General features: G+C 62.0%; 22 protein-coding genes. 13 read left to right on the top strand and 9 right to left on the bottom strand.

Annotated features, from left to right (window positions below; genetic code table 11):
* Positions 1-162: 162 nt before the first annotated feature.
* A complete protein-coding gene (locus Q0L62_RS10375; protein ID WP_296679507.1) occupies positions 163-804 on the top strand; it encodes a YqaA family protein in 642 nt (213 codons plus the stop codon).
* Complete coding sequence (locus tag Q0L62_RS10370) at positions 768-1,424, top strand: glutathione S-transferase family protein (protein WP_296679505.1); 657 nt, start codon at positions 768-770, stop codon at positions 1,422-1,424. The genes Q0L62_RS10375 and Q0L62_RS10370 overlap by 37 nt, the downstream gene beginning before the upstream one ends.
* On the opposite strand, the gene Q0L62_RS10365 is transcribed toward Q0L62_RS10370, so the two are convergent.
* The 5 genes from Q0L62_RS10365 to Q0L62_RS10345 all read right to left on the bottom strand — a co-directional run bounded on the left by Q0L62_RS10365 (position 1,417) and on the right by Q0L62_RS10345 (position 7,382).
* On the bottom strand, positions 1,417-3,072 hold the full coding sequence (locus tag Q0L62_RS10365; RefSeq protein WP_296679503.1) for a hypothetical protein: 1,656 nt from the start codon (positions 3,070-3,072) through the stop codon (positions 1,417-1,419). The genes Q0L62_RS10370 and Q0L62_RS10365 overlap by 8 nt on opposite strands.
* A gap of 68 nt (positions 3,073-3,140) precedes the next feature.
* Positions 3,141-4,769, bottom strand: coding sequence for a winged helix-turn-helix domain-containing protein (locus tag Q0L62_RS10360; protein ID WP_296679501.1), 1,629 nt, complete (start codon positions 4,767-4,769; stop codon positions 3,141-3,143).
* 310 nt (positions 4,770-5,079) lie between these two features.
* Positions 5,080-5,859, bottom strand: a complete 780-nt coding sequence (locus Q0L62_RS10355; protein ID WP_296679499.1) for a GDSL-type esterase/lipase family protein — start codon at positions 5,857-5,859, stop codon at positions 5,080-5,082.
* Complete coding sequence (locus Q0L62_RS10350; RefSeq protein WP_296679497.1) at positions 5,852-7,105, bottom strand: aminotransferase class I/II-fold pyridoxal phosphate-dependent enzyme; 1,254 nt, start codon at positions 7,103-7,105, stop codon at positions 5,852-5,854. The genes Q0L62_RS10355 and Q0L62_RS10350 overlap by 8 nt, the downstream gene beginning before the upstream one ends.
* 37 nt (positions 7,106-7,142) lie before the next feature.
* A complete protein-coding gene (locus tag Q0L62_RS10345) occupies positions 7,143-7,382 on the bottom strand; it encodes an acyl carrier protein (protein WP_296679495.1) in 240 nt (79 codons plus the stop codon).
* Positions 7,383-7,561: 179 nt separating this feature from the next.
* Between Q0L62_RS10345 and Q0L62_RS10340 the strand changes: the two genes are divergently transcribed.
* Positions 7,562-8,464 carry a homocysteine S-methyltransferase family protein gene (locus Q0L62_RS10340; protein ID WP_296679493.1) on the top strand — a complete coding sequence of 301 codons (903 nt, stop codon included), beginning with the start codon at positions 7,562-7,564 and terminating at the stop codon, positions 8,462-8,464.
* A 13-nt stretch (positions 8,465-8,477) separates the two neighbouring features.
* Here Q0L62_RS10340 and Q0L62_RS10335 read toward each other — a convergent pair whose 3' ends face one another.
* Positions 8,478-8,852 carry a response regulator gene (locus tag Q0L62_RS10335; RefSeq protein ID WP_296679492.1) on the bottom strand — a complete coding sequence of 125 codons (375 nt, stop codon included), beginning with the start codon at positions 8,850-8,852 and terminating at the stop codon, positions 8,478-8,480.
* Between the two features lie 37 nt (positions 8,853-8,889).
* Here Q0L62_RS10335 and Q0L62_RS10330 point away from each other — a divergent pair, with 37 nt between their 5' ends.
* Genes Q0L62_RS10330 through Q0L62_RS10310 form a run of 5 tightly spaced genes read left to right on the top strand, consistent with a single transcriptional unit; the run spans position 8,890 to position 12,120 of the window.
* Entirely contained in the window at positions 8,890-9,159 is a 270-nt protein-coding gene (locus Q0L62_RS10330) for a DUF3572 domain-containing protein (RefSeq protein WP_296679490.1), read from the top strand.
* 3 nt (positions 9,160-9,162) lie between these two features.
* Positions 9,163-9,777 (top strand): HAD family hydrolase, encoded by a 615-nt coding sequence (locus Q0L62_RS10325; protein WP_296679488.1) that lies wholly within the window; start codon positions 9,163-9,165, stop codon positions 9,775-9,777.
* Positions 9,778-9,786: 9 nt separating this feature from the next.
* Complete coding sequence (locus Q0L62_RS10320; RefSeq protein ID WP_296679486.1) at positions 9,787-10,248, top strand: RidA family protein; 462 nt, start codon at positions 9,787-9,789, stop codon at positions 10,246-10,248.
* Positions 10,220-10,999: a glycerophosphodiester phosphodiesterase family protein gene (locus Q0L62_RS10315; protein ID WP_296679484.1), complete on the top strand. Its 780-nt coding sequence runs from the start codon at positions 10,220-10,222 to the stop codon at positions 10,997-10,999. Before Q0L62_RS10320 ends, Q0L62_RS10315 begins: the two co-directional genes overlap by 29 nt.
* A complete protein-coding gene (locus Q0L62_RS10310; RefSeq protein WP_296679482.1) occupies positions 10,996-12,120 on the top strand; it encodes a GNAT family N-acetyltransferase in 1,125 nt (374 codons plus the stop codon). Before Q0L62_RS10315 ends, Q0L62_RS10310 begins: the two co-directional genes overlap by 4 nt.
* A 5-nt stretch (positions 12,121-12,125) precedes the next feature.
* Here the strand turns inward: Q0L62_RS10310 and Q0L62_RS10305 are convergent, their stop codons facing one another.
* The gene (locus Q0L62_RS10305; protein ID WP_296679480.1) at positions 12,126-12,464 is read right to left on the bottom strand and encodes a hypothetical protein; all 339 of its coding nucleotides are present in this window, start codon (positions 12,462-12,464) and stop codon (positions 12,126-12,128) included.
* A gap of 336 nt (positions 12,465-12,800) precedes the next feature.
* On the opposite strand from Q0L62_RS10305, the gene dksA reads away from it, so the two are divergent.
* The 5 genes from dksA to ctrA all read left to right on the top strand — a co-directional run bounded on the left by dksA (position 12,801) and on the right by ctrA (position 16,618).
* Positions 12,801-13,259 (top strand): RNA polymerase-binding protein DksA, encoded by a 459-nt coding sequence (gene dksA / locus Q0L62_RS10300; protein WP_296679478.1) that lies wholly within the window; start codon positions 12,801-12,803, stop codon positions 13,257-13,259.
* Positions 13,260-13,374: 115 nt separating this feature from the next.
* Positions 13,375-13,740, top strand: a complete 366-nt coding sequence (locus Q0L62_RS10295; RefSeq protein ID WP_296679476.1) for a PilZ domain-containing protein — start codon at positions 13,375-13,377, stop codon at positions 13,738-13,740.
* Between the two features lie 67 nt (positions 13,741-13,807).
* Entirely contained in the window at positions 13,808-15,283 is a 1,476-nt protein-coding gene (locus Q0L62_RS10290) for an ABC transporter substrate-binding protein (protein ID WP_296679475.1), read from the top strand.
* A 41-nt stretch (positions 15,284-15,324) separates the two neighbouring features.
* Positions 15,325-15,747 (top strand): DUF4112 domain-containing protein, encoded by a 423-nt coding sequence (locus Q0L62_RS10285; protein ID WP_367183285.1) that lies wholly within the window; start codon positions 15,325-15,327, stop codon positions 15,745-15,747.
* 175 nt (positions 15,748-15,922) lie between these two features.
* A complete protein-coding gene (gene ctrA / locus Q0L62_RS10280) occupies positions 15,923-16,618 on the top strand; it encodes a response regulator transcription factor CtrA (RefSeq protein WP_296679473.1) in 696 nt (231 codons plus the stop codon).
* A 142-nt stretch (positions 16,619-16,760) separates the two neighbouring features.
* Here the strand turns inward: ctrA and Q0L62_RS10275 are convergent, their stop codons facing one another.
* Positions 16,761-17,093: a hypothetical protein gene (locus Q0L62_RS10275; protein ID WP_296679471.1), complete on the bottom strand. Its 333-nt coding sequence runs from the start codon at positions 17,091-17,093 to the stop codon at positions 16,761-16,763.
* Between the two features lie 63 nt (positions 17,094-17,156).
* Complete coding sequence (locus Q0L62_RS10270) at positions 17,157-17,585, bottom strand: response regulator transcription factor (protein WP_296679469.1); 429 nt, start codon at positions 17,583-17,585, stop codon at positions 17,157-17,159.
* Between the last annotated feature and the right edge of the window lie 92 nt (positions 17,586-17,677).

Below are 17,677 nucleotides of genomic sequence, written 5' to 3'. Positions count from 1 at the left end.
CCCTGTATGTACCCAAACAGCGTGACGATGTCAATATAATATAACCAAATAGGTTACAAAGCGTGCATCCCTGCGATGGCTGGGGTGATGGGTTGCCGGGTGCTTGCCGCCGGATCGTGCCGCCCCTAAGCAGAGCCCCGCCAACTTCCCGGGGAAAAACCAATGCTGCGACGCCTTTACGAATGGACTATGGCCAAGGCATCGGATCCCCGCGCCGAATGGTGGCTGGCGCTGTTTGCCTTTGTAGAGGCGAGCTTCTTTCCCATCCCGCCGCACCCGGTGCTGGGGGTGATGTGCCTGGCCCAGCCCAGAAAGGCCGTGCGTTTTGCCTTGATCGCCACTCTGGCCTCGGTAGCGGGCGGGCTGCTGGGCTATGCTATCGGGCACTTTTTGTACGACACGATCGGGGCGCAGCTGCTGCACCTGCTTGGCCTGACGGGAAGCTTTCCCAAGGCTGCGTGCTATTTGCGTGAATACGGGGCCGAGATCATCATGATCAAGGGTGCCACCCCGATCCCGTTCAAATTGCTGACCATTACAGCCGGGTTCATCGGCATGCCGCTGATCACATTCCTGGCCGCCAGCCTGGTCAGCCGCGCGATCAGCTTTATGATCGTCGGCGTGCTGTTCAGGGTGTTCGGTGCACCCATAAAGGCCTTCATCGACAAGTATCTGGGGCTTGCCACCGCCGGGTTCGTGCTGGTCGTGGTGGGCGGGTTCATTGCAGCGGTGATGCTAAGCGGCGGCAACCACAAGACCGACGCCAAGTGCGCCGCTCCCCCGCCGATTGCCGCCGCGGCATGATCGCGCTCTACCACTGCCGCGATGCGCGATCGTTCCGGGCGCTGTGGGCGCTGGAGGAACTGGGACTGGACTATACGCTTGATGTTTTGCCGTTTCCGCCGCGCGCGCGCAGCGAAGGGTTCAAGGACATCAATCCGCTTGGCACAGTGCCGGCGCTGATCGCTGATGGCCATCTGATGACCGAAAGCGCGGCAATCCCGCACTTTCTGGCGACGCGATATGGTCCCAGCGCGCTTGCCGTAGCGCCAGACGAGGCGGCCTATCCCGTGTACCTCAACTTCCTCCACATGGGCGAGGCAACGCTGACTTTCCCGCAGACCATCTACCTGCGCTATTCGCGGTTCCAACCGGGCCGGGCTGACGCCGCGGCGCAGGACTATGCCGAATGGTTCGGATCGCGCCTGCGCAATGCCGAAGGGATGATGGGGCCAGAGTTTGCCTGCGCCGGACGCTTTACCATGGCCGATATCTCTGTCGGCTATGCGGTCATGCTGGCGCTGAGCATCGGGCTGGATGAACAGGTAACCCCCGGAATGCGGCTATATTTTGAACGGCTGAGCCAGCGCGATGCGTTCATGCGGGCCAAGGCGCGGCAGGGGCCGGGCGCAATCGCTACCTGAGCGCAGCGGCCGGACCCTTTGCCAGCGCCAAGCGCGCCGCAGCCAGGATCTGCCCCGCTACCGGATCAAGCTTGCGCAGGTCGAGCGATGCCTGCGCCTCTCGCTGGGCGCCCTTTGCGTCACCCGCGGCCAGCAGCGCTGCTGCCAGATCCCGGCGCACCGGGTACCAGAACGCGGGCGGATCGCTGAAATCGGAAAACTCTTTCGTCTCCTCCAGCAGCGCCCCGGTGCGAAACGCGGTTGCCGCTTCGGCAAAACGACCTTGCGCCATGGCGATCCGCCCGTCCAGCACGGCGCGGGTGATCCCCAGCATCGCCTCAGCTGCCACGGTCGCGTCATGGGGCCAGTCCTTGCGCGGCCCTTTGGCGATCTGTTCGGGGATGGCGTTGCGCTCAGCCCCGGCACCGGCAAGGTCGCCCTGCCAGACCAGCGCCTCACCCCGGGCATAGCGCCGCGCGGCCTTCAGATAGTCCAGCTTGGGTTCGGGCGCCGCCAGCGCCGCAGCGGGATCGAACCGGGCCAGCGCGAAATAGCCCGACGCGGCAAGCAGCTGTGACCACGGCTGGCCCTTGTCCTGGTCCGCAGAACGTTCCACCAGCGGCCGGGCAAGATCGAGCGCGGTGCGCGAATCGCCCGCCATCAATGCGCCGCCCAAGCCATAGATCACGTTGTGCGCATGGTAGGGCAAATCCCAGACGCCTTTGGGGTCATCAATCCCCAATGCGCGGGCGTTGTCCTTGCCGATCTCCACCGCACGGCGGTTGGTATCGGCTGCGTCCTGGTAGCGACCCACCCAGTACCAGGTGTGGCTGGGCATATGGACCAGGTGGCTGGCCCGCGGCGCCAGCGCAGGCAGCGCATCGGCATAGGTTTCGGCCAGGGCAGGCTTGCCGATCACCTCGGTCGCATGGATATAGAAATGGATCGCCGGGGTATGCCGGGGCGCGCGGGCCAGCACCGGTTCGAGCAGCGCGATCGCCCGGAAAAGCGCCGCGTGATCGTAGTCATCCTTGCCCTCGACGAAGGCGGAAACCATTGCCGCATCCGCAGCCAGTACGGCAATTTCGTTGTCCTGCGGAAACTGGCCCGCAACCTTGGCCATCGCCGCAGCATATCCCCGGTCGGCCTTGCCGGTATCCCCCGGCTGGTAACGTATAAGCAGCGCGTCGGTCAGCGCGCGCTCCTTGGCGCCGCCGCTTCTGGCGCCGGATCGGGCCTGCCTGGCCAAGGCCAGCAAGGGCACCCGCTCCTTGGCATCCTTGCCATAATTGATCGTCGGACCGTCGATCAGCGCAGCGCCCCATTTGCACATCGCGCAGGCTGGATCGAGCCGGACCGCTTCCTTGGCGGCGCTGACAGCTGCGCGGTGGGCGAAAGCAGCGTGTAGCTCCAAGGCATTGGAAAAGTAGGCTTGCGCCTGTGGACTGGCGCCGGAAACGGCAAAACCGCCATCGCCGTAACCAGGCAACAGCTGCGCGGTCTTGGGCGCGGTCATATCTGTGTGGTTGTGCGCCTCGCTTTTCGCCTCTGCAGCAGACACGGCAGGAACGGATGGGGCAACCGTGTGATCGTGGCTATCCTGCGCGGTTGCGGTCCCGGCCCACATTCCGATCGCCGCCATTACGCCAGTCATTGCGATAGATCGCATAATTGACCCCCTGTTCTTTGCGCGCGCTGATCAACTTCGCCCTGCAGCCGTGCTTTGGCAAGCCCTCGCTAGGCTTCGGCTTGAACCCAGACGGCCGAAATGGCAGCCTGCATCACATCGAGCTGCGTTGACCCTGCAAAGAAACGTGCGATGCGGGCATGCGACAAGGCCAATGTGACGTCAGGCTCAAGCTTGCGCGCCAAAGAAAGGCGATCTGCCGCTTCCTTGTGTTGACCCTGATCATGGGCAATCCCGGTCAGTACCAGCAGCGCGATGAAATTGCCGGGAAACAGCCCAAGGCTGTCGGCAAGGGCGGCTTTGGCGGCGGGATAATCACGCAGCCGTGCGTTGGCAATGCCGCGCCAGGCGTGTGTGATGTAGTGCAGGTGCGATTCGGGCTCGGCGTTCAGGAAGTCTTCGCAGTGCCGGATCCCCTCGCGTTCCTGTCCGCTCAATAGTGCACAGACTGCGGCCGCATAATGGGCCAGTCCGTGGCCGGGGCGCAGACGGATAGCGCGCAGCGCACGGGGCAGCCCTTCATGCGGCCGGCCGATATAGGCGCTAGCCGATGCAATGGCGGCCAACACACCGGCATTGTCAGGGTCTAGCACCAGAGCACGGTCGATGTGGACCTGGATGTCGTTTTCGGTCGCCGGGTCAGGCAGACTTACGGACAAGTACGCGCCCGCGACAGCCAAGGCATAAGTCGCCCGCGCCAGACCGTAATCCGGTGCGATTTCGATGGCCCTCAACGATTCCGCAATTGACCGCGCCAAGGGTTCAGCGCCGTATTCCCGGATCGCGGCCAGCGCCCTGGCCGTGCATTCCCATGCGGTCAGGTTCGACGGCTTCCGCAGGGCCCGGTCCATCTCGAGCTTATAGATTGTCGCTCCAAGCGCAGCGGCCACTTCTGTCACCAGATCACCTTGCAATTCAGCAAGATTTGCGGCCTCCCCTTCGAACCGCTGCGACCATACAATCGCACTGGTTCCGGCTTCGATCAGCTGAGCGGTGACGCGAAAAGTCTCGCCGGTACGGCGGATATTGCCTTCAAGGAAATAGCGCACGCCAAGCCGCCGCGCTGCTCCGGGAAAGTCGGTCAAAGGCCGGTCGCGAAATTTTGCTGTTGCTGAGCTGGCAAGAACGCGAACGTTGACCCCCTGCGACAGTGCATCGACAAGGTCTTCGCCAAATCCCCAGGCCAGACCTTCGTCCTTATCGCGTCCGGATCGATTGGCGAACGGCAGCACGGCCAGGCTGGGCGCATCACCCCGCGCGCCATGCTGCGCCGTTACACTTTCAACCAACCTGTATCCCGCCTTGGTGATGGTTTCGATCGCGAAGCTTTCGGCACGATCAGCAACCTTGCGCAAACGCTGGATGACGCGCTGGATGGCGTCTTCGCCCACTACAGTACCGCCCCAGCAGGCAGCGGTAAGATCATCACGGCTCATTACGGAACCAGTTGCACGGCAGAGCGCGACCAGCACTTCCATCACGCGAGGTTCCAGTGTTTCCGCCGACCCATCGGCGTAGTCCAGCGCGCGCAGGGGTGGATTGACTGCCAACCCGCCTAGCCTGAACGGCGGCTCATCCGCGAGATTAATCGAAACGCGCAACGACGCAGAGGATATTTGCTCGCCGCGCGCTTCGCTTTTCGAATCGTCCGCGCCCAAAAAGTCGCTCCCCTGCCTCAAGCTTGTGCTTTTGGCGCGCTCATCCGGCAAAGCAATGATTTTTCGCAGTTTTGCGCCAAGTCCTAACATTTTGAACTAGCAGAGCGGCTCGCGTCAAATATCATCATCGGGAAATCATCGGGTCGCGCCCCTATCGTTGTTGATGGTGCTGGCGCAAGAACTGCCCAGCGACCCGGACGCTTCTGCGTACCAGTCAGCGCCGCCCATCACTGCGACCCGATGGGCGGCGCAAACCTTTCCTCGCCGCCGATACATTGCCTCAAGCGTTGTGTCGGCGGCGTCATTTAGGCGCAATAAGATGCGCTATGTGTCATCGCCGCGCCTGCCGTGCCGCTTTGGCGATCGCGCGCTCGGCAACCGGGCGCATCACGGCATAGCCTGCTGCATTGGGGTGGACGCCGTCGGGCCCGTATTGCGCTGGCAGTTCGCCTTCCGGGCCAGTCAGGGCGGCATGATAATCGGCAAAGACCACACCTTCGAGCGCGGCGAAGCCCTTCAGCCATGCATTCAGCCTTGCAATCCAGGGTGCGGGCTTCTGCGCCGGGCTCCATTCGAAACGGTTGGAAGGCGGCACGGACGCAAGGACAACCGCGATTCGGTTGGCCTTGGCCAGCGAGACCATGGCCCGAACGGCGTTCTGATAGGCCTCCGGCGTGGTCGGACCAGTGTTGCCGGCAATATCGTTGGTGCCGGCCATAATATGGACCACGCGCGGATGGAGCGCGATCACGTCCTGCCAAAACCGGACCAGCATCTGAGGGCTTGTCTGACCCGAAATCCCGCGCCCCAGGGTGCCCTTGGTAAACAAATCACGGTCGGCGCTGACCCAGTTTTCGGTAATCGAATCGCCCATGAAAACCACCCGCGGGGGATGAGCAGGATCGATGGCAGCGTTCTCAGAGCGGTAGCGGCACAGCCAGGCCCAATCGGATTTGAGTACGCTTTCATCAAGCGCCCACAGGCCCTCGCGGCTGGCTGGACAGCTGTGCTCAATCATACCGGGCGGAGGATAGGTGTTCATCCGGTCAGCCGCGGATGCCGGAACGGCCGCGGTGGTCAGCAGTACCGCCGCCGAGAGCCACCTAAACAAGAATCCCCGCAGTCTTGCCGGCGCGGGTAAACATGCCAATGATCGTCTGGACCTGTTCGGCGGAATGTTCGGCGCACAACGAGCAGCGCAGCAGGGTCATGTTGGCCGGGGTCGCGGGCGGGCGGGCCAGATTGACGTAAAGCCCTTCATGCAGCAGCGCTTCCCACATCATCGCGCCGCGTTCCAGATCAGGCATGATCACCGCGATGATCGCCGACTGCGGCGTTTCCGTTCCAAGCTGGAAACCGGCTTCGCGCAGCCCCTGGTGGAGCACTTTGGAATTCTCCCACAGGTGCGCGCGCTTGTTGCCGGCGTGCATAAGCTTGCGGATGCTGGTCGCGGCGGTGTGGACTACGCTGGGTGGAAGGCTGGCGGTGAAAACATAGGGGCGGCAGACCAGCCGCATGATCTCGAACTTGGGATGGTTAGAAACACAGAACCCGCCGACCGTGCCAACCGATTTGCTGAACGTGCCAATCACGAAATCGACGTCTTCAAGGCAACCCTGATCTTCGGCCACGCCGCGCCCGTTGGGTCCGATGAAGCCCATCGAATGCGCCTCGTCCACTAGCACCATCGCGCCGTTTTCCTTTGCGACGCGGATCATTTCCTTCAGCGGAGCAATATCGCCCAGCATCGAATAGACGCCTTCCAGGATGACCAGCTTGCCCGCGCCTTCGGGAATGCGTTTCAGGCGCTTTTCCATTGCTTCTATATCGTTGTGCTTGAAAGGCACAACCTCAGCGTCGCCCATCTTGCAGCCGTCCCAGATACTGGCGTGGCTGTCGATATCGAGCACGATGTAATCGCCCTTGCCGGCAATCGTGCTGATGATCCCAAGGTTGGCTTGATAGCCGGTCGAAAAGACCATGGCGTGATCCATGGCGTAAAACTCTTTTAGCGCCTCTTCGACCAGGCGATGTCCCGCATAGGTACCGTTGAGCACGCGGCTTCCGGTAGTGCCACTGCCATAATCGTCCAGCGCCTGTTTGCCCGCATCGATCACGTCGGGATCAAACGTCATGCCCATGTAATTGTAGGTGCCGAGCAGGATGGTCTCGCGCCCGTTGCATACCGCGACGGTGGGCGAAATCACGCGTTCCATCACCAGATTGAACGGATCGGTAACGCCGGTCGCCAACAGGGCGCGGCGCTGTTCAATCAGCGGGTCGAACTTTGCAAACAGGTCGATCCCGTGGCCTTCAAGAACCTGCGGCCGATCGGCTTCGTCGATACCTTCGCTCATTGCGTTTCTTTCTTCTTTGTTTTGCGCCGTCGTGCGCTTAGCCCTGCAGTCTGACCACTGCGTCGATCAGCTGACCGTAGGTCTCGATCTCGGCTTGCTGGTTCATGGTAATGATGATGTCGAATTCGTCCTCAATCGCGGCGACGAAATCCATCACCGTCAAGCTGTCGAATTCCAGATCCCCGGCAAAAGTCGATCCGTCGCTGATCGCCACGCCCTTCTTGTTGAAGGGCTCGATCAGGGCGGCAATCTTTGTGGCTGTGGCGGCGCGGTCCATGTGATTACTCCGAAAACGGTTTGCGGCGCATTGGCCGATGAATGGGGCGGAAAAGCGGCGCGGCGGCCGAAATGTCAAGCGGCAAGCGGATTGGTCCAGACGGCCTGCAAAGCAGTTGCGCTGATTTTCGCAACCGGGCACCTACAGCAACGACATTTTCCGATGAAGGCGCGTGGCCAATGACCGGTGTGACCATACTGGATGGCGGCATGGGCCGCGAGCTGCAGCGCAGCGGCGCGCCGTTCCGCCAGCCCGAGTGGTCGGCCCTCGCGCTGATCGAGGCGCCCGAGATGGTCGGGCAGGTCCACCAAGCCTATCTGGCCGCCGGGGCGCAGGTCATTACCGCTAACAGCTATGCCTTGGTGCCCTTCCATATCGGCGCCGAACGCTTTGCCCGTGAGGGTCAGGCGCTGGCCGAGCGGGCCGGACGGGTGGCCCGCAGCGCGGCGGATGGACACCCGGCACGGGTGGCGGGCAGTTTGCCGCCGCTGTTCGGCTCCTACCGTCCCGATCTGTTCGATCCGGATCAGGCCGCGGCCCTGCTCGCACCGTTGGTAGCCGGGCTGGCGCCGCACATCGACCTATGGCTGGCAGAGACACTTTCCGCCACCGCCGAGGTGCAGGCGGTTGCCGCAGCCCTGGCCGGCGATACCCGGCCGCGGTGGTTTTCCTTCACCCTGCGCGATGACGGCGGCGGCGATCCTGATCAGGTGCCACTCCGCTCAGGCGAGAGCGTCGAGGATGCCGTGGGCGCAGTCGTGGCCGCCAGAGGCGAGGCGATCCTGTTCAACTGCAGCCAGCCTGAAGTGATGGCCGGTGCGGTCCGCCGTGCCCGCCGCGCCAGCGACCAGGCCGGGGCCAACCTTACCATCGGCACTTATGCCAACGCCTTTCCGCCTCAGAAAGACGAAACCAAAGCCAACGAGGAACTGTCTCCGCTGCGCAGCGACCTTGACCCGCCGGGCTATCTCGGCTGGGCGCAGTGTTGGGTTGATGCGGGGGCGACGATCATCGGCGGATGTTGCGGGATCGGCCCCGAACACATTGCAGTCCTGGCGGCGGAGCTAGGCGCTCGGGCTTAAGAACTTCGTTGGTTCAGGTAGCTTTCTCGACCAGCCCCCGCACCGCGGCCATGAACGGGCCGATCGACACCGGCTTGGCCAGATAGCCTTCGGCGCCGGCATCCCGGATCCGTTCCTCGTCGCCTTTGCCGGCATAGGCGGTGACGGCCAGCACCGGGATCGCGCGCAGCACGGCGTCAGCCTTGGCTGCTTCGATCAGGTCGAGGCCGCTGATATTGGGCAGCTGGATGTCCATGATGATCAGGTTGGGGACGAACTGGCGCGCGCGTTCCAGCGCTTCAAGCCCGTCGGCGCAGGGTTCCACCGCATAGCCCTGGCTTTTCAGGACATCGCAGAACAGCTTGCGGTTGAGGTCGTTGTCCTCGACAACAAGGATGCGCTTTGCCATGAGCGCAGCCCTAGCCCATCGCCCGAGGTTCTGACTAGTGTTGCGCGATTCCCCATCCCCCGCTCCCGATCCTGCCGCTTTGGCGCTTGGTGCGCTTAGCTGGGTGCTGGCGGATGAGAGCCGGGCGGAGCGGCTGCTGGCGCTGACCGGGATGACGCCGGACGATCTGCGCAGCGGGCTGGGCGATCCAAGTGTGCTGGGCGCAGTGCTGGACTTTCTAGCCAGCCACGAACGGGACTTGGTGGATGCTGCCGATGGACTGGGCGTCGCACCTGGCGTGCTGATGGCCGCTCGGGAAAGGTTGTAGGTAATGGCGCGGCCGTTGATCATCAGCGATTGCGACGAAGTGCTGCTGCACATGGTGGTCCCCTTTGGCCAGTGGCTTGATGAAACCCAGCCAGTGTCTTTTAAATTGATCGGCAACGATTTCAGCACAGCGATTCGCGACAAGGCTAGCGGCGCGCCGGTCCCGCCGGAGGACATCTGGCGCTACCTGGGTCTGTTCTTTGACACGCAAATGCACCGGCAGACCCCGATTGCCGGGGCGGTTCATGCAATGAACACTTTAAAAGAACATGCCGATGTGGTGATTCTGACCAACCTGTCCGATCGGCACAACTCACCGCGGCGCCAGCAATTGCTGGATCACGGGATCGATGCCCGGGTCTTTACCAATCAGGGACCCAAAGGTCCCGCGCTGGCGGCAATCCTGGAAGAATACAGCCCCAGCACGGCGGTTTTCATTGACGATCTGGCGCAACACCACGGTTCGGCAGCGGATATGGTGCCGCACATCGACCGGCTGCATTTGTGCGGCGAGCCCAGCCTTGCTCCGCACATCACTTGCGGGTTCGAAGCCGGGCACGCCCACGCCCGGATCGACACATGGGACCATGCCTTGCCCTGGCTGCTCTCCCGCCTGTAGGATAAGACTATGAGCATCGATGCACGCATGGCCGAACTCGGCATCACCCTTCCCGAAGCTGCAGCGCCAGTTGCCGCTTATGTGCCGGTTGTCATAACCGGCAACATGGCCTTCGTTTCGGGGCAAATCTCCTTCGTCGACGGCGTGCTGGTCAAAGGCAAGCTGGGCGAGGATGTCAGCCTTGAACAGGGCATTCTGGCGGCGCAAGGCTGCGGCCTGATGATCCTGGCACAATTGAAGGCCGCGCTGGGCTCGCTTGACCGGGTGGAACGCGTGATCAAACTGGGTGCTTTCGTCAATTCAGCCGACGGCTTTACCGACCAGCCAAAGGTCGCGAACGGAGCCTCGGAACTGATGGTTGCCGTGTTCGGTGAGGCCGGGCGACATACCCGCGCTGCTGTCAGCGCCAACAGTCTGCCCTTGGGCGTCGCCGTGGAAGTGGATGCCGTTGTCGCCCTTCGCCCTGCTTGACGGCTGGCAAGCGCCTGCGCCGCGGGCTGCCAAAGTCGGCTGGCTGGCTGGCGTCACCTATGCCCACCGCGGGCTGCACGGGACGGGAGTTCCCGAAAACTCGCCCGGTGCCTTTGCCGCCGCGATCGAAAAAGGCATGGGCATCGAATGCGATGTCCAGCGCTCGTTCGACGGCCAGGCGGTGGTGTTCCACGATGCCACGTTGGACCGTCTGACGGCTGAACATGGGGCAATCGGTGATCGGACGGCAGCGCAGCTGGGCACGGTTGTCCTGTCCGGCGGCAGCGATACGATCCCGACGCTGCGCCAGATGCTTGATCAGGTTGCCGGCCGAGCACCGCTGCTGATCGAGATCAAGAACAACCGCCGCAATCACGCGCGGACCAACGCGTTGTGCCTGGCGGTCCGCCGGGTGCTGGAAGGCTATACCGGCCCGCACGCGATCATGAGCTTTGACCCGCGCATTGTCCGCTGGTTTGCCAACCGTTCGCCGCTTACCGTGCGCGGGTTGGTTGTGACCGAGGAAAACGACAAGGCGCTCCCCGGAATGGTCCGCCGCCGACTTGCGCTCTGGCACGCCCGCCCCGATTTCCTGGCCTACGACGTGCGCGACCTGCCCAGCCGCTTTGCCGCCAGCCAGCGCGCTCGCGGCCTGCCTGTGCTGACCTGGACGGTACGCAGCATCGAGTATGCCGAGCGCGCCGCGCTTTACGCCGATGCACCCATTGCCGAAGGCGCCGGCGTGGCGTGATCGAAGCGCGGGTTGCCCCATCGGTCGGCGAACTGGATGCAAGCGAATGGGATGCGCTTGCAGGGGACAACCCGTTTGTCCGCCACGCCTTTCTGGCAGCGCTGGAACAATCGGGCAGTGTTGGCCCGGGCACCGGCTGGTCGCCCGCACCGATCACAATTTGTGATGCCGCTGGTCATCTTATTGCTGCGCTGCCCGCTTACCTCAAGGATCACAGCCAGGGCGAATATGTATTCGACCATGCCTGGGCCGATGCCTGGCACCGGGCCGGAGGCGACTATTATCCCAAGCTGCAGATCGCCGCGCCTTTCACCCCCGCCACCGGACCGCGCCTGCTGCTGGCCGATCCAGCGCTCGCCCAGCCGCTGCTGCGCGCTGCAGAGCAACTTTGCGAACAGAACGGGCTGTCATCCGCCCACGCGACATTCATTGAGCCGGCGCAGGTGCCGCTGTTCGAAGCAGCAGGCTGGCTGCTGCGCAACGACATCCAGTTCCATTGGCTGAACCGCGGGTATACCAGTTTTGACGATTTCCTGGCGGCGCTATCATCGCGCAAGCGCAAGGACCTGCGCAAAGAAAGAGCAGCCGCGCAGGACGGGGTGCAGATCAGGCACCTTACAGGCAGCGAAATCCGGGATGAGCATTGGGACGCGTTCTGGCATTTCTACCAGGATACCGGCGCCCGCAAATGGGGCCAACCGTATCTGACCCGCGCGGCATTCGATCTGTTTGGTGAACGGTTAGGCGATCAGGTGCTGTTGATTCTGGCCTTTGCCGGGACCCGTCCGATTGCTGGCGCGCTCAATTTCATCGGGCCCGATGCGCTCTATGGGCGATATTGGGGCGCGCTGGTCGACAAGCCGTTCCTGCATTTCGAGCTTTGCTATTACCAGGCGATCGACGCAGCGATTGCGCGCGGTCTGGCCCGGGTGGAAGCAGGAGCGCAGGGTGGACACAAGCTGGCCCGGGGTTATCAGCCCGTTCAAACGTGGTCAGCGCATTTCATACCGCACCCCGGATTTCGCGAAGCCGTGGACGGCTTCCTGAAGCGGGAGAGAGCCGGGGTGGCGTCGGACCAACTGTTTCTGGCTGAACGCACCCCGTTCAAAAAAGACGATTGACGGGATCAGGCGGCGCGGCGGCTTGACGCGGCAATCCATTCCCGGGCACGGCGCTGGGCTTCGGCGATTTCGCGGGCGGTCATTTCATCGGAAATGTCGGCGCGGCACATCTGCGCTTCGCCGTGGCCGTTGACTGCCGCCAGGTTGAACCATTTGTGCGCTTCAATCAGATCGCAATCGACCCCGTGGCTACCGGTCGAATAGGCGACACCCAGATCGTAGTAGGCGTTGATTTCGCCATTGGCTGCCGCGGCAAGACAAGTAGCGACCAGCAGGTCTTCGCCTTGGTCGCTGGCCGACTTTGTTGCAGTGAAGCTTTCGCCATGAATCCAGACAGTGCTCATTTCATTTACCCCCTGTCGGCGGTCCCCCCGGGCTCGATCCCGGCCGCCGTCAAGGCTGAACCTTCCCGATCGTGGTCAACAATTGGTTAACGGCGCCTCATGTTTTTTTTGCAGACCCCCGTGCAGACCTGCCTCAGGAGTGTGACACGATGATTACTCGCGCCGCTGCGGGCCCATTCATGGTTCTATAAGGTGGGACAAAGTATGAGCCCGCCGTATTGGCGCTTGTGCGGGATTCTACCCGCCATTATAGGCGCGCTCGAACGGGTGGGGCGACTAGCGAGAATGCTCGGAGTTGCAGGGCCTCAGGCCGTCCGGTTTTGACGTGGAGAGTATATGGCTACGGTCCTCGGTGATGAGATTGACGTCCTGGCCAAGGCGAAACGGGCGATTGCCGGCGATTATGTGCCCGGCGATAGCGAGCCCTATATGTCCGAAGCCCAGCTGGATTATTATGCGCGGCTGTTGTCGGAATGGAAAAAGCTGATTTTTTCCGCAGCGCAGGACACTCTCCAATCGTTGCAGGACGGTCCGATCCGCGAAGCCGATCTTAACGATCGCGCTTCGAGTGAGACGGACTGGGGCATTGAACTTCGCACGCGCGATCGGCAGCGCAAGCTGATCTCCAAAATCGATGCCGCGTTGCGCCGTATCGAAGAAGGCGAATACGGCTATTGCGAGGTTACCGGCGAACCGATCGGTCTGGGCCGGCTGTCCGCTCGCCCGATCGCCACCATGACGGTCGAAGCGCAGGAAGCGCATGAACGCCGCGAGAAAATTTCGCGTGACGATTAAGCCCTAGCCGTGCGTTAATTGCTTTTTTGCCATCGCGGTTTAGTATTCTCAAACGTGGTAACATGTAAGCGGACCTCAATTGCGCAAAACTGACGACGCACAAGGAGCAGACGACGTGGAATCTGGCGACAGCGGACAACGGCAGATCGCACGCGACAGCCTGTTCGTGATGGCAGAACTGCGTGTCGACGGGATGCCTGGCGAACTGCGCGTGCGGGTGCGCAACCTGTCCGCCGGCGGCCTGATGGCGGAAGGTGCGGACCGGGCGCAGCGCGGGCAAGTCGTCTGGGTGAACGTTCGCAATGTCGGCTGGGTCGAAGGCTCGGTTGCCTGGGTTCAGGACAATCGCTGCGGCATCGCATTTCGCGAAGAGATCGATCCGCTGATCGTGCGCGCACCGATCCCTACTGGCGATAGTACGCCCCGATTTGTAAAGCCGGCCTTGTCTCAGTTCGATCCTGCACAATTGCGCAAAATCTGAAAGCGACCGGCACGGAACTGCTTGGCAGCCTGTGCGTACTATCCAAAATGCTTTAGGGCATCGGGGCATGAAACCCGGTGGTGTCCTTTCAGCAATCGTGCCGGCGGCGGTTCTCGCCATGTTGGCCGGCTGCACATCCAGCAATGACCAGACGGTGGCCGTTGTAGTGCTTGGTGATCCGGCCTCTGCATTTGTTACGGGTCCGTTGCTTCCTCCGGCCGCGCAGCTGGTCCGCTCGGCTACGGCAGAAGGATTGGTCGGTCTTGATGATCAAGGCCGCGCCGTTCCTGCACTGGCGGACCGGTGGATCGTCACCGATGACGGTCTTTCTTATATTTTCCGCATGCGCGACGGCACCTGGCCCGATGGTTCAGAAATTACCGGTGAAACTGCGCGCGCATCGCTGATCGACGCCATGAACAAGGCCAAGGCCGGACCTTTGGCTGGCGATCTTGCCGCAGTTGCAGAAATAAGGGCCATGGCCGGTCGCGTGGTTGAAATCCGGCTCAAGCAGCAAACGCCTGACATGCTGCAGCTGCTGGCCCAGCCTGAACTAGGCTTGCTGCGCACAGGACGCGGAGCGGGCCCGATGCGCCTGACCCGCGACAAGGATGTCGCGATTCTTCGCGCCATTGCGCCGGAAGATCGTGGTCTCCCAGAAGAGCCCGGCTGGAAAGGCCGCATCCGCCGCGTCGAACTGCGAGCGCTGCGAGCCGAACAGGCGATCGACCGGTTCAATTCGGATGCGGCGGCGGTGGTGCTGGGAGGTCGATTTGCGGATTTTCCCCGGCTCGATGCAAAGGGAGTGGCGCGCGGCGCAGTCAAGCTTGATCCGGTAAACGGCCTGTTCGGCCTTGCGGTGATGCACGATGACGGCTTTCTTTCGAAACCGGAAAACCGAGAAGCCCTGGCCATGGCGGTTGACCGTGACGCACTCATCGGTGCGCTCAACGTCGGGGGTTGGACCGCAACATCGCGCGTGGTTAATCCCGGTCTGGCGGGTGATCCGGGTTCGGTTGGCGAACGCTGGCCAGGTCGCTCGCTCGATGAACGGCGTTCAGTAGCTCTGGGCAGGGTCGCCAGATGGAAGGCGACAGCGGGGTTGCCTGCGCCGCTGCGGATTGCGCTTCCTGCAGGGCCCGGAGCCGACATCCTGTTTCGCCGACTGTCCGAAGACTTTGCCGGGATCGGCCTCGCAACCAGCCGCGTCGGCCCTTCAGCTCAGGCCGATCTTCGTCTGATCGACAGCGTTGCGCGCTATGCCCGCGCGCCGTGGTTTCTTAACCAGTTGAGCTGTGCAAGCCGCGCGGCGTTATGCAGTCCGCAGGCCGACCGGCTGGTCGAGGCTGCACTGGAAGAGCCTGATCCTGTCAAGCGCGCTGACCTTTACGCCGATGCCGAAGTGCAGCTGACCATTACCAACGGCTACATTCCATTTGGCGTGCCGATCCGCTGGTCGCTTGTTGCCGGCAAGGCCACTGGGTTTACCGCCAACAGATGGAACGTTCATCCCTTGATGCCGATGGCGCTGCGCCCCAAATAGGGCCGAACGGCATTGCGCCGGATTTGCGAAAGGCCGCATCGATGACTCCGGGACCCACCGAAAACCTGCGCCGCATGACAACATCGCTGCCAACCGGCACCGATCCGCAAGCGGTACGCCAGCGTATCGAAGGCCTTGAGCGGTTGCTGGAGGGGCTGTTCGACGTGCCGCTGGTGGGGCGCAAGGTCGGCCTTGACGCAATCGTCGGTCTGGTGCCGGGCATCGGCGATGTGATTACCGCCGGCATGGGTCTTTACCTGGTCTGGGAAGGGCGCAACCTGGGCATGCCGCGATGGCAGATCTGGCGGATGATCGGCAATGTCGGCGTCGATACCCTGGTCGGGGCCGTACCGCTGGCTGGTGATCTGTTCGATTTTCTCTTCCGTTCGAACACCCGCAACCTCAAGATCATCCGCCGCCATCTTGATCGCCATCATCCTGAAACCCGCATAATAGATGGCTGAAAGGCAGTGTCGGCAAGCATGCCGCGCCTAAGCCGACGCGATATGATCCTATGCGACTCGCCGGATTCCCTGCGTTTACTGCAAATTAACCTTTCATCTTCATTGGTCATATGGTTAATGGCGGGCAATGACCCTTACGAAAGGGTTGTCGTCCGGGGGCAAAAGGGGGTTACCCATGCGCGTGTTGTTGATCGAGGACGAGCCGACTACGGCCCGGGCAATCGAACTTATGCTTACGACCGAGGGATTCAACGTCTATACGACGGACCTTGGCGAAGAAGGCCTGGATCTGGGCAAGCTGTATGATTACGACATCATCCTGCTCGACCTTAATCTTCCCGATATGCATGGCTACGATGTGCTGAAAAAGCTACGTGTCGCCAAGGTGCAGACCCCGGTGCTGATCCTGTCGGGCATTTCGGAAATGGATTCCAAGGTCCGCAGCTTTGGCTTCGGTGCCGACGATTACGTTACCAAGCCGTTCCACCGCGAAGAACTGGTTGCCCGCATCCATGCCGTGGTGCGCCGTTCCAAGGGGCATTCGCAGTCGGTCATCCGCACCGGCAAGCTGGCGGTCAACCTTGATGCCAAGACGGTCGAAGTCGATAGCGCGCGGGTCCACCTGACCGGCAAGGAATACGCGATGCTGGAACTGCTCTCGCTGCGCAAGGGCACCACGCTGACCAAGGAAATGTTCCTCAACCACCTCTATGGCGGGATGGACGAACCCGAACTCAAGATCATCGACGTGTTCATCTGCAAGCTGCGCAAGAAACTGGCGCACGCCTGCAATGGTGAAAACTACATCGAAACCGTCTGGGGCCGCGGCTATGTGCTGCGCGATCCGGAAGACAAGGCCGAAGCCGCCTGACCGAAATTACCAAGCAGTTTCACCCCAATCTGGGCCCGCCGCGAAACCGGCGGGCCCTTTTTTTGCCCGCAAATTAGCGATTGTGTGTCAATCAGTGCCGGCGCGAAGCGGCAAGGCGGCAGCCCGAACAGCGGGGCTCAGTTCAGGAAATTCGTGTAAAGTACGCCGCTTCGAGTTTGGGCATTCCGTCAGCGGCCCAGACGATTGTTTCAGACATTGTCTTTCCATCTTTGCCAACCGTGTAGACCCTTGTCGAAACGCGGTGCCCATCTTTGCCCAGTGTCATCACAAGCGTATCCGGGGTTGGCTGGCGTAACGAAACTGAATCTATGAATCCCATGTTGCCCGTGACGGGAACCGCCACGCCATCAAGCGTTGCAGTCGATTGGGCATGCATGGTGGAGCCATCAGGTCCAGCGATATCGACATTTGTGTTCCACAGCCGATCAGACGATACGCTGAAGTTAATCGTCACCTGCCGATGCCGCTCCGAAACGGGAATGCGAGAGACGTCAAGCGCCCAGTTTCCAACGAGCGGTCAAATTGTTTCGGCACCGGCAACAGCCGTCGGGGGTTGGATGGCTGGCGGGGCCGGATCGGTCGCAGCAACGACCATCCCGACTGCGGTGAGGGGCAGGACAAGAAACATGAATATGGCTCCTTTCGATCTGGAACGCCTCAATTGCGAAAGCGTCGCTGCGGCCTCGGGCTTAGAATGCGGCAACGATAGATCGAAACTCCTGTCCCAGATTTTCTGTTCAGACAGCATGCGGGCTAATTCCCGGCTGCTGCCCATCCCTGTCTTGCGCCGCGCATCGCGCAGCCGTTCGTTGATCGAAGCTTCGGAACGGCCAAGCCGTGCGGCAATCGATTTTACAGTGTGGCCAGCCGCCAGCAGCTCCAACACTTCAAGCTCCTTGGGCGTCAGCGCGAAGCGCGCGGTAGGAAAGCCTTCCATCATCGACATAGCTCATGCTCACCACAGCGGGAACGGAGCGTCTATCCCAATTTTCTTGTAGGATTGCCGGAGAGGTCAGTTGGCAAAGCCGGTGCAACTTG

It is taken from the genome of Novosphingobium sp. (genome assembly GCF_024642085.1).
Lineage (GTDB): Bacteria > Pseudomonadota > Alphaproteobacteria > Sphingomonadales > Sphingomonadaceae > Novosphingobium.
Note: the sequence above shows the minus strand (reverse complement) of the source record. Positions and strands in the feature narration are given on the sequence as shown.

Bases quoted from the DNA above. Each gene is read 5' to 3' on its own strand.
- Q0L62_RS10375 (WP_296679507.1), top strand. From the start codon at position 163: ATGCTGCGACGCCTTTACGAATGGACTATGGCCAAGGCATCGGATCCC.
- Q0L62_RS10290 (WP_296679475.1), top strand. From the start codon at position 13,808: ATGAAACCCGGTGGTGTCCTTTCAGCAATCGTGCCGGCGGCGGTTCTC.
- Q0L62_RS10335 (WP_296679492.1), bottom strand. From the start codon at position 8,852: ATGGCAAAGCGCATCCTTGTTGTCGAGGACAACGACCTCAACCGCAAG.
- Q0L62_RS10345 (WP_296679495.1), bottom strand. From the start codon at position 7,382: ATGGACCGCGCCGCCACAGCCACAAAGATTGCCGCCCTGATCGAGCCC.
- Q0L62_RS10365 (WP_296679503.1), bottom strand. From the start codon at position 3,072: ATGCGATCTATCGCAATGACTGGCGTAATGGCGGCGATCGGAATGTGG.
- Q0L62_RS10285 (WP_367183285.1), top strand. From the start codon at position 15,325: ATGACTCCGGGACCCACCGAAAACCTGCGCCGCATGACAACATCGCTG.
- dksA (WP_296679478.1), top strand. From the start codon at position 12,801: ATGGCTACGGTCCTCGGTGATGAGATTGACGTCCTGGCCAAGGCGAAA.
- ctrA (WP_296679473.1), top strand. From the start codon at position 15,923: ATGCGCGTGTTGTTGATCGAGGACGAGCCGACTACGGCCCGGGCAATC.
- Q0L62_RS10320 (WP_296679486.1), top strand. From the start codon at position 9,787: ATGAGCATCGATGCACGCATGGCCGAACTCGGCATCACCCTTCCCGAA.
- Q0L62_RS10305 (WP_296679480.1), bottom strand. From the start codon at position 12,464: ATGAGCACTGTCTGGATTCATGGCGAAAGCTTCACTGCAACAAAGTCG.
- Q0L62_RS10270 (WP_296679469.1), bottom strand. From the start codon at position 17,585: ATGTCGATGATGGAAGGCTTTCCTACCGCGCGCTTCGCGCTGACGCCC.
- Q0L62_RS10350 (WP_296679497.1), bottom strand. From the start codon at position 7,105: ATGAGCGAAGGTATCGACGAAGCCGATCGGCCGCAGGTTCTTGAAGGC.
- Q0L62_RS10325 (WP_296679488.1), top strand. From the start codon at position 9,163: ATGGCGCGGCCGTTGATCATCAGCGATTGCGACGAAGTGCTGCTGCAC.
- Q0L62_RS10340 (WP_296679493.1), top strand. From the start codon at position 7,562: ATGACCGGTGTGACCATACTGGATGGCGGCATGGGCCGCGAGCTGCAG.
- Q0L62_RS10315 (WP_296679484.1), top strand. From the start codon at position 10,220: ATGCCGTTGTCGCCCTTCGCCCTGCTTGACGGCTGGCAAGCGCCTGCG.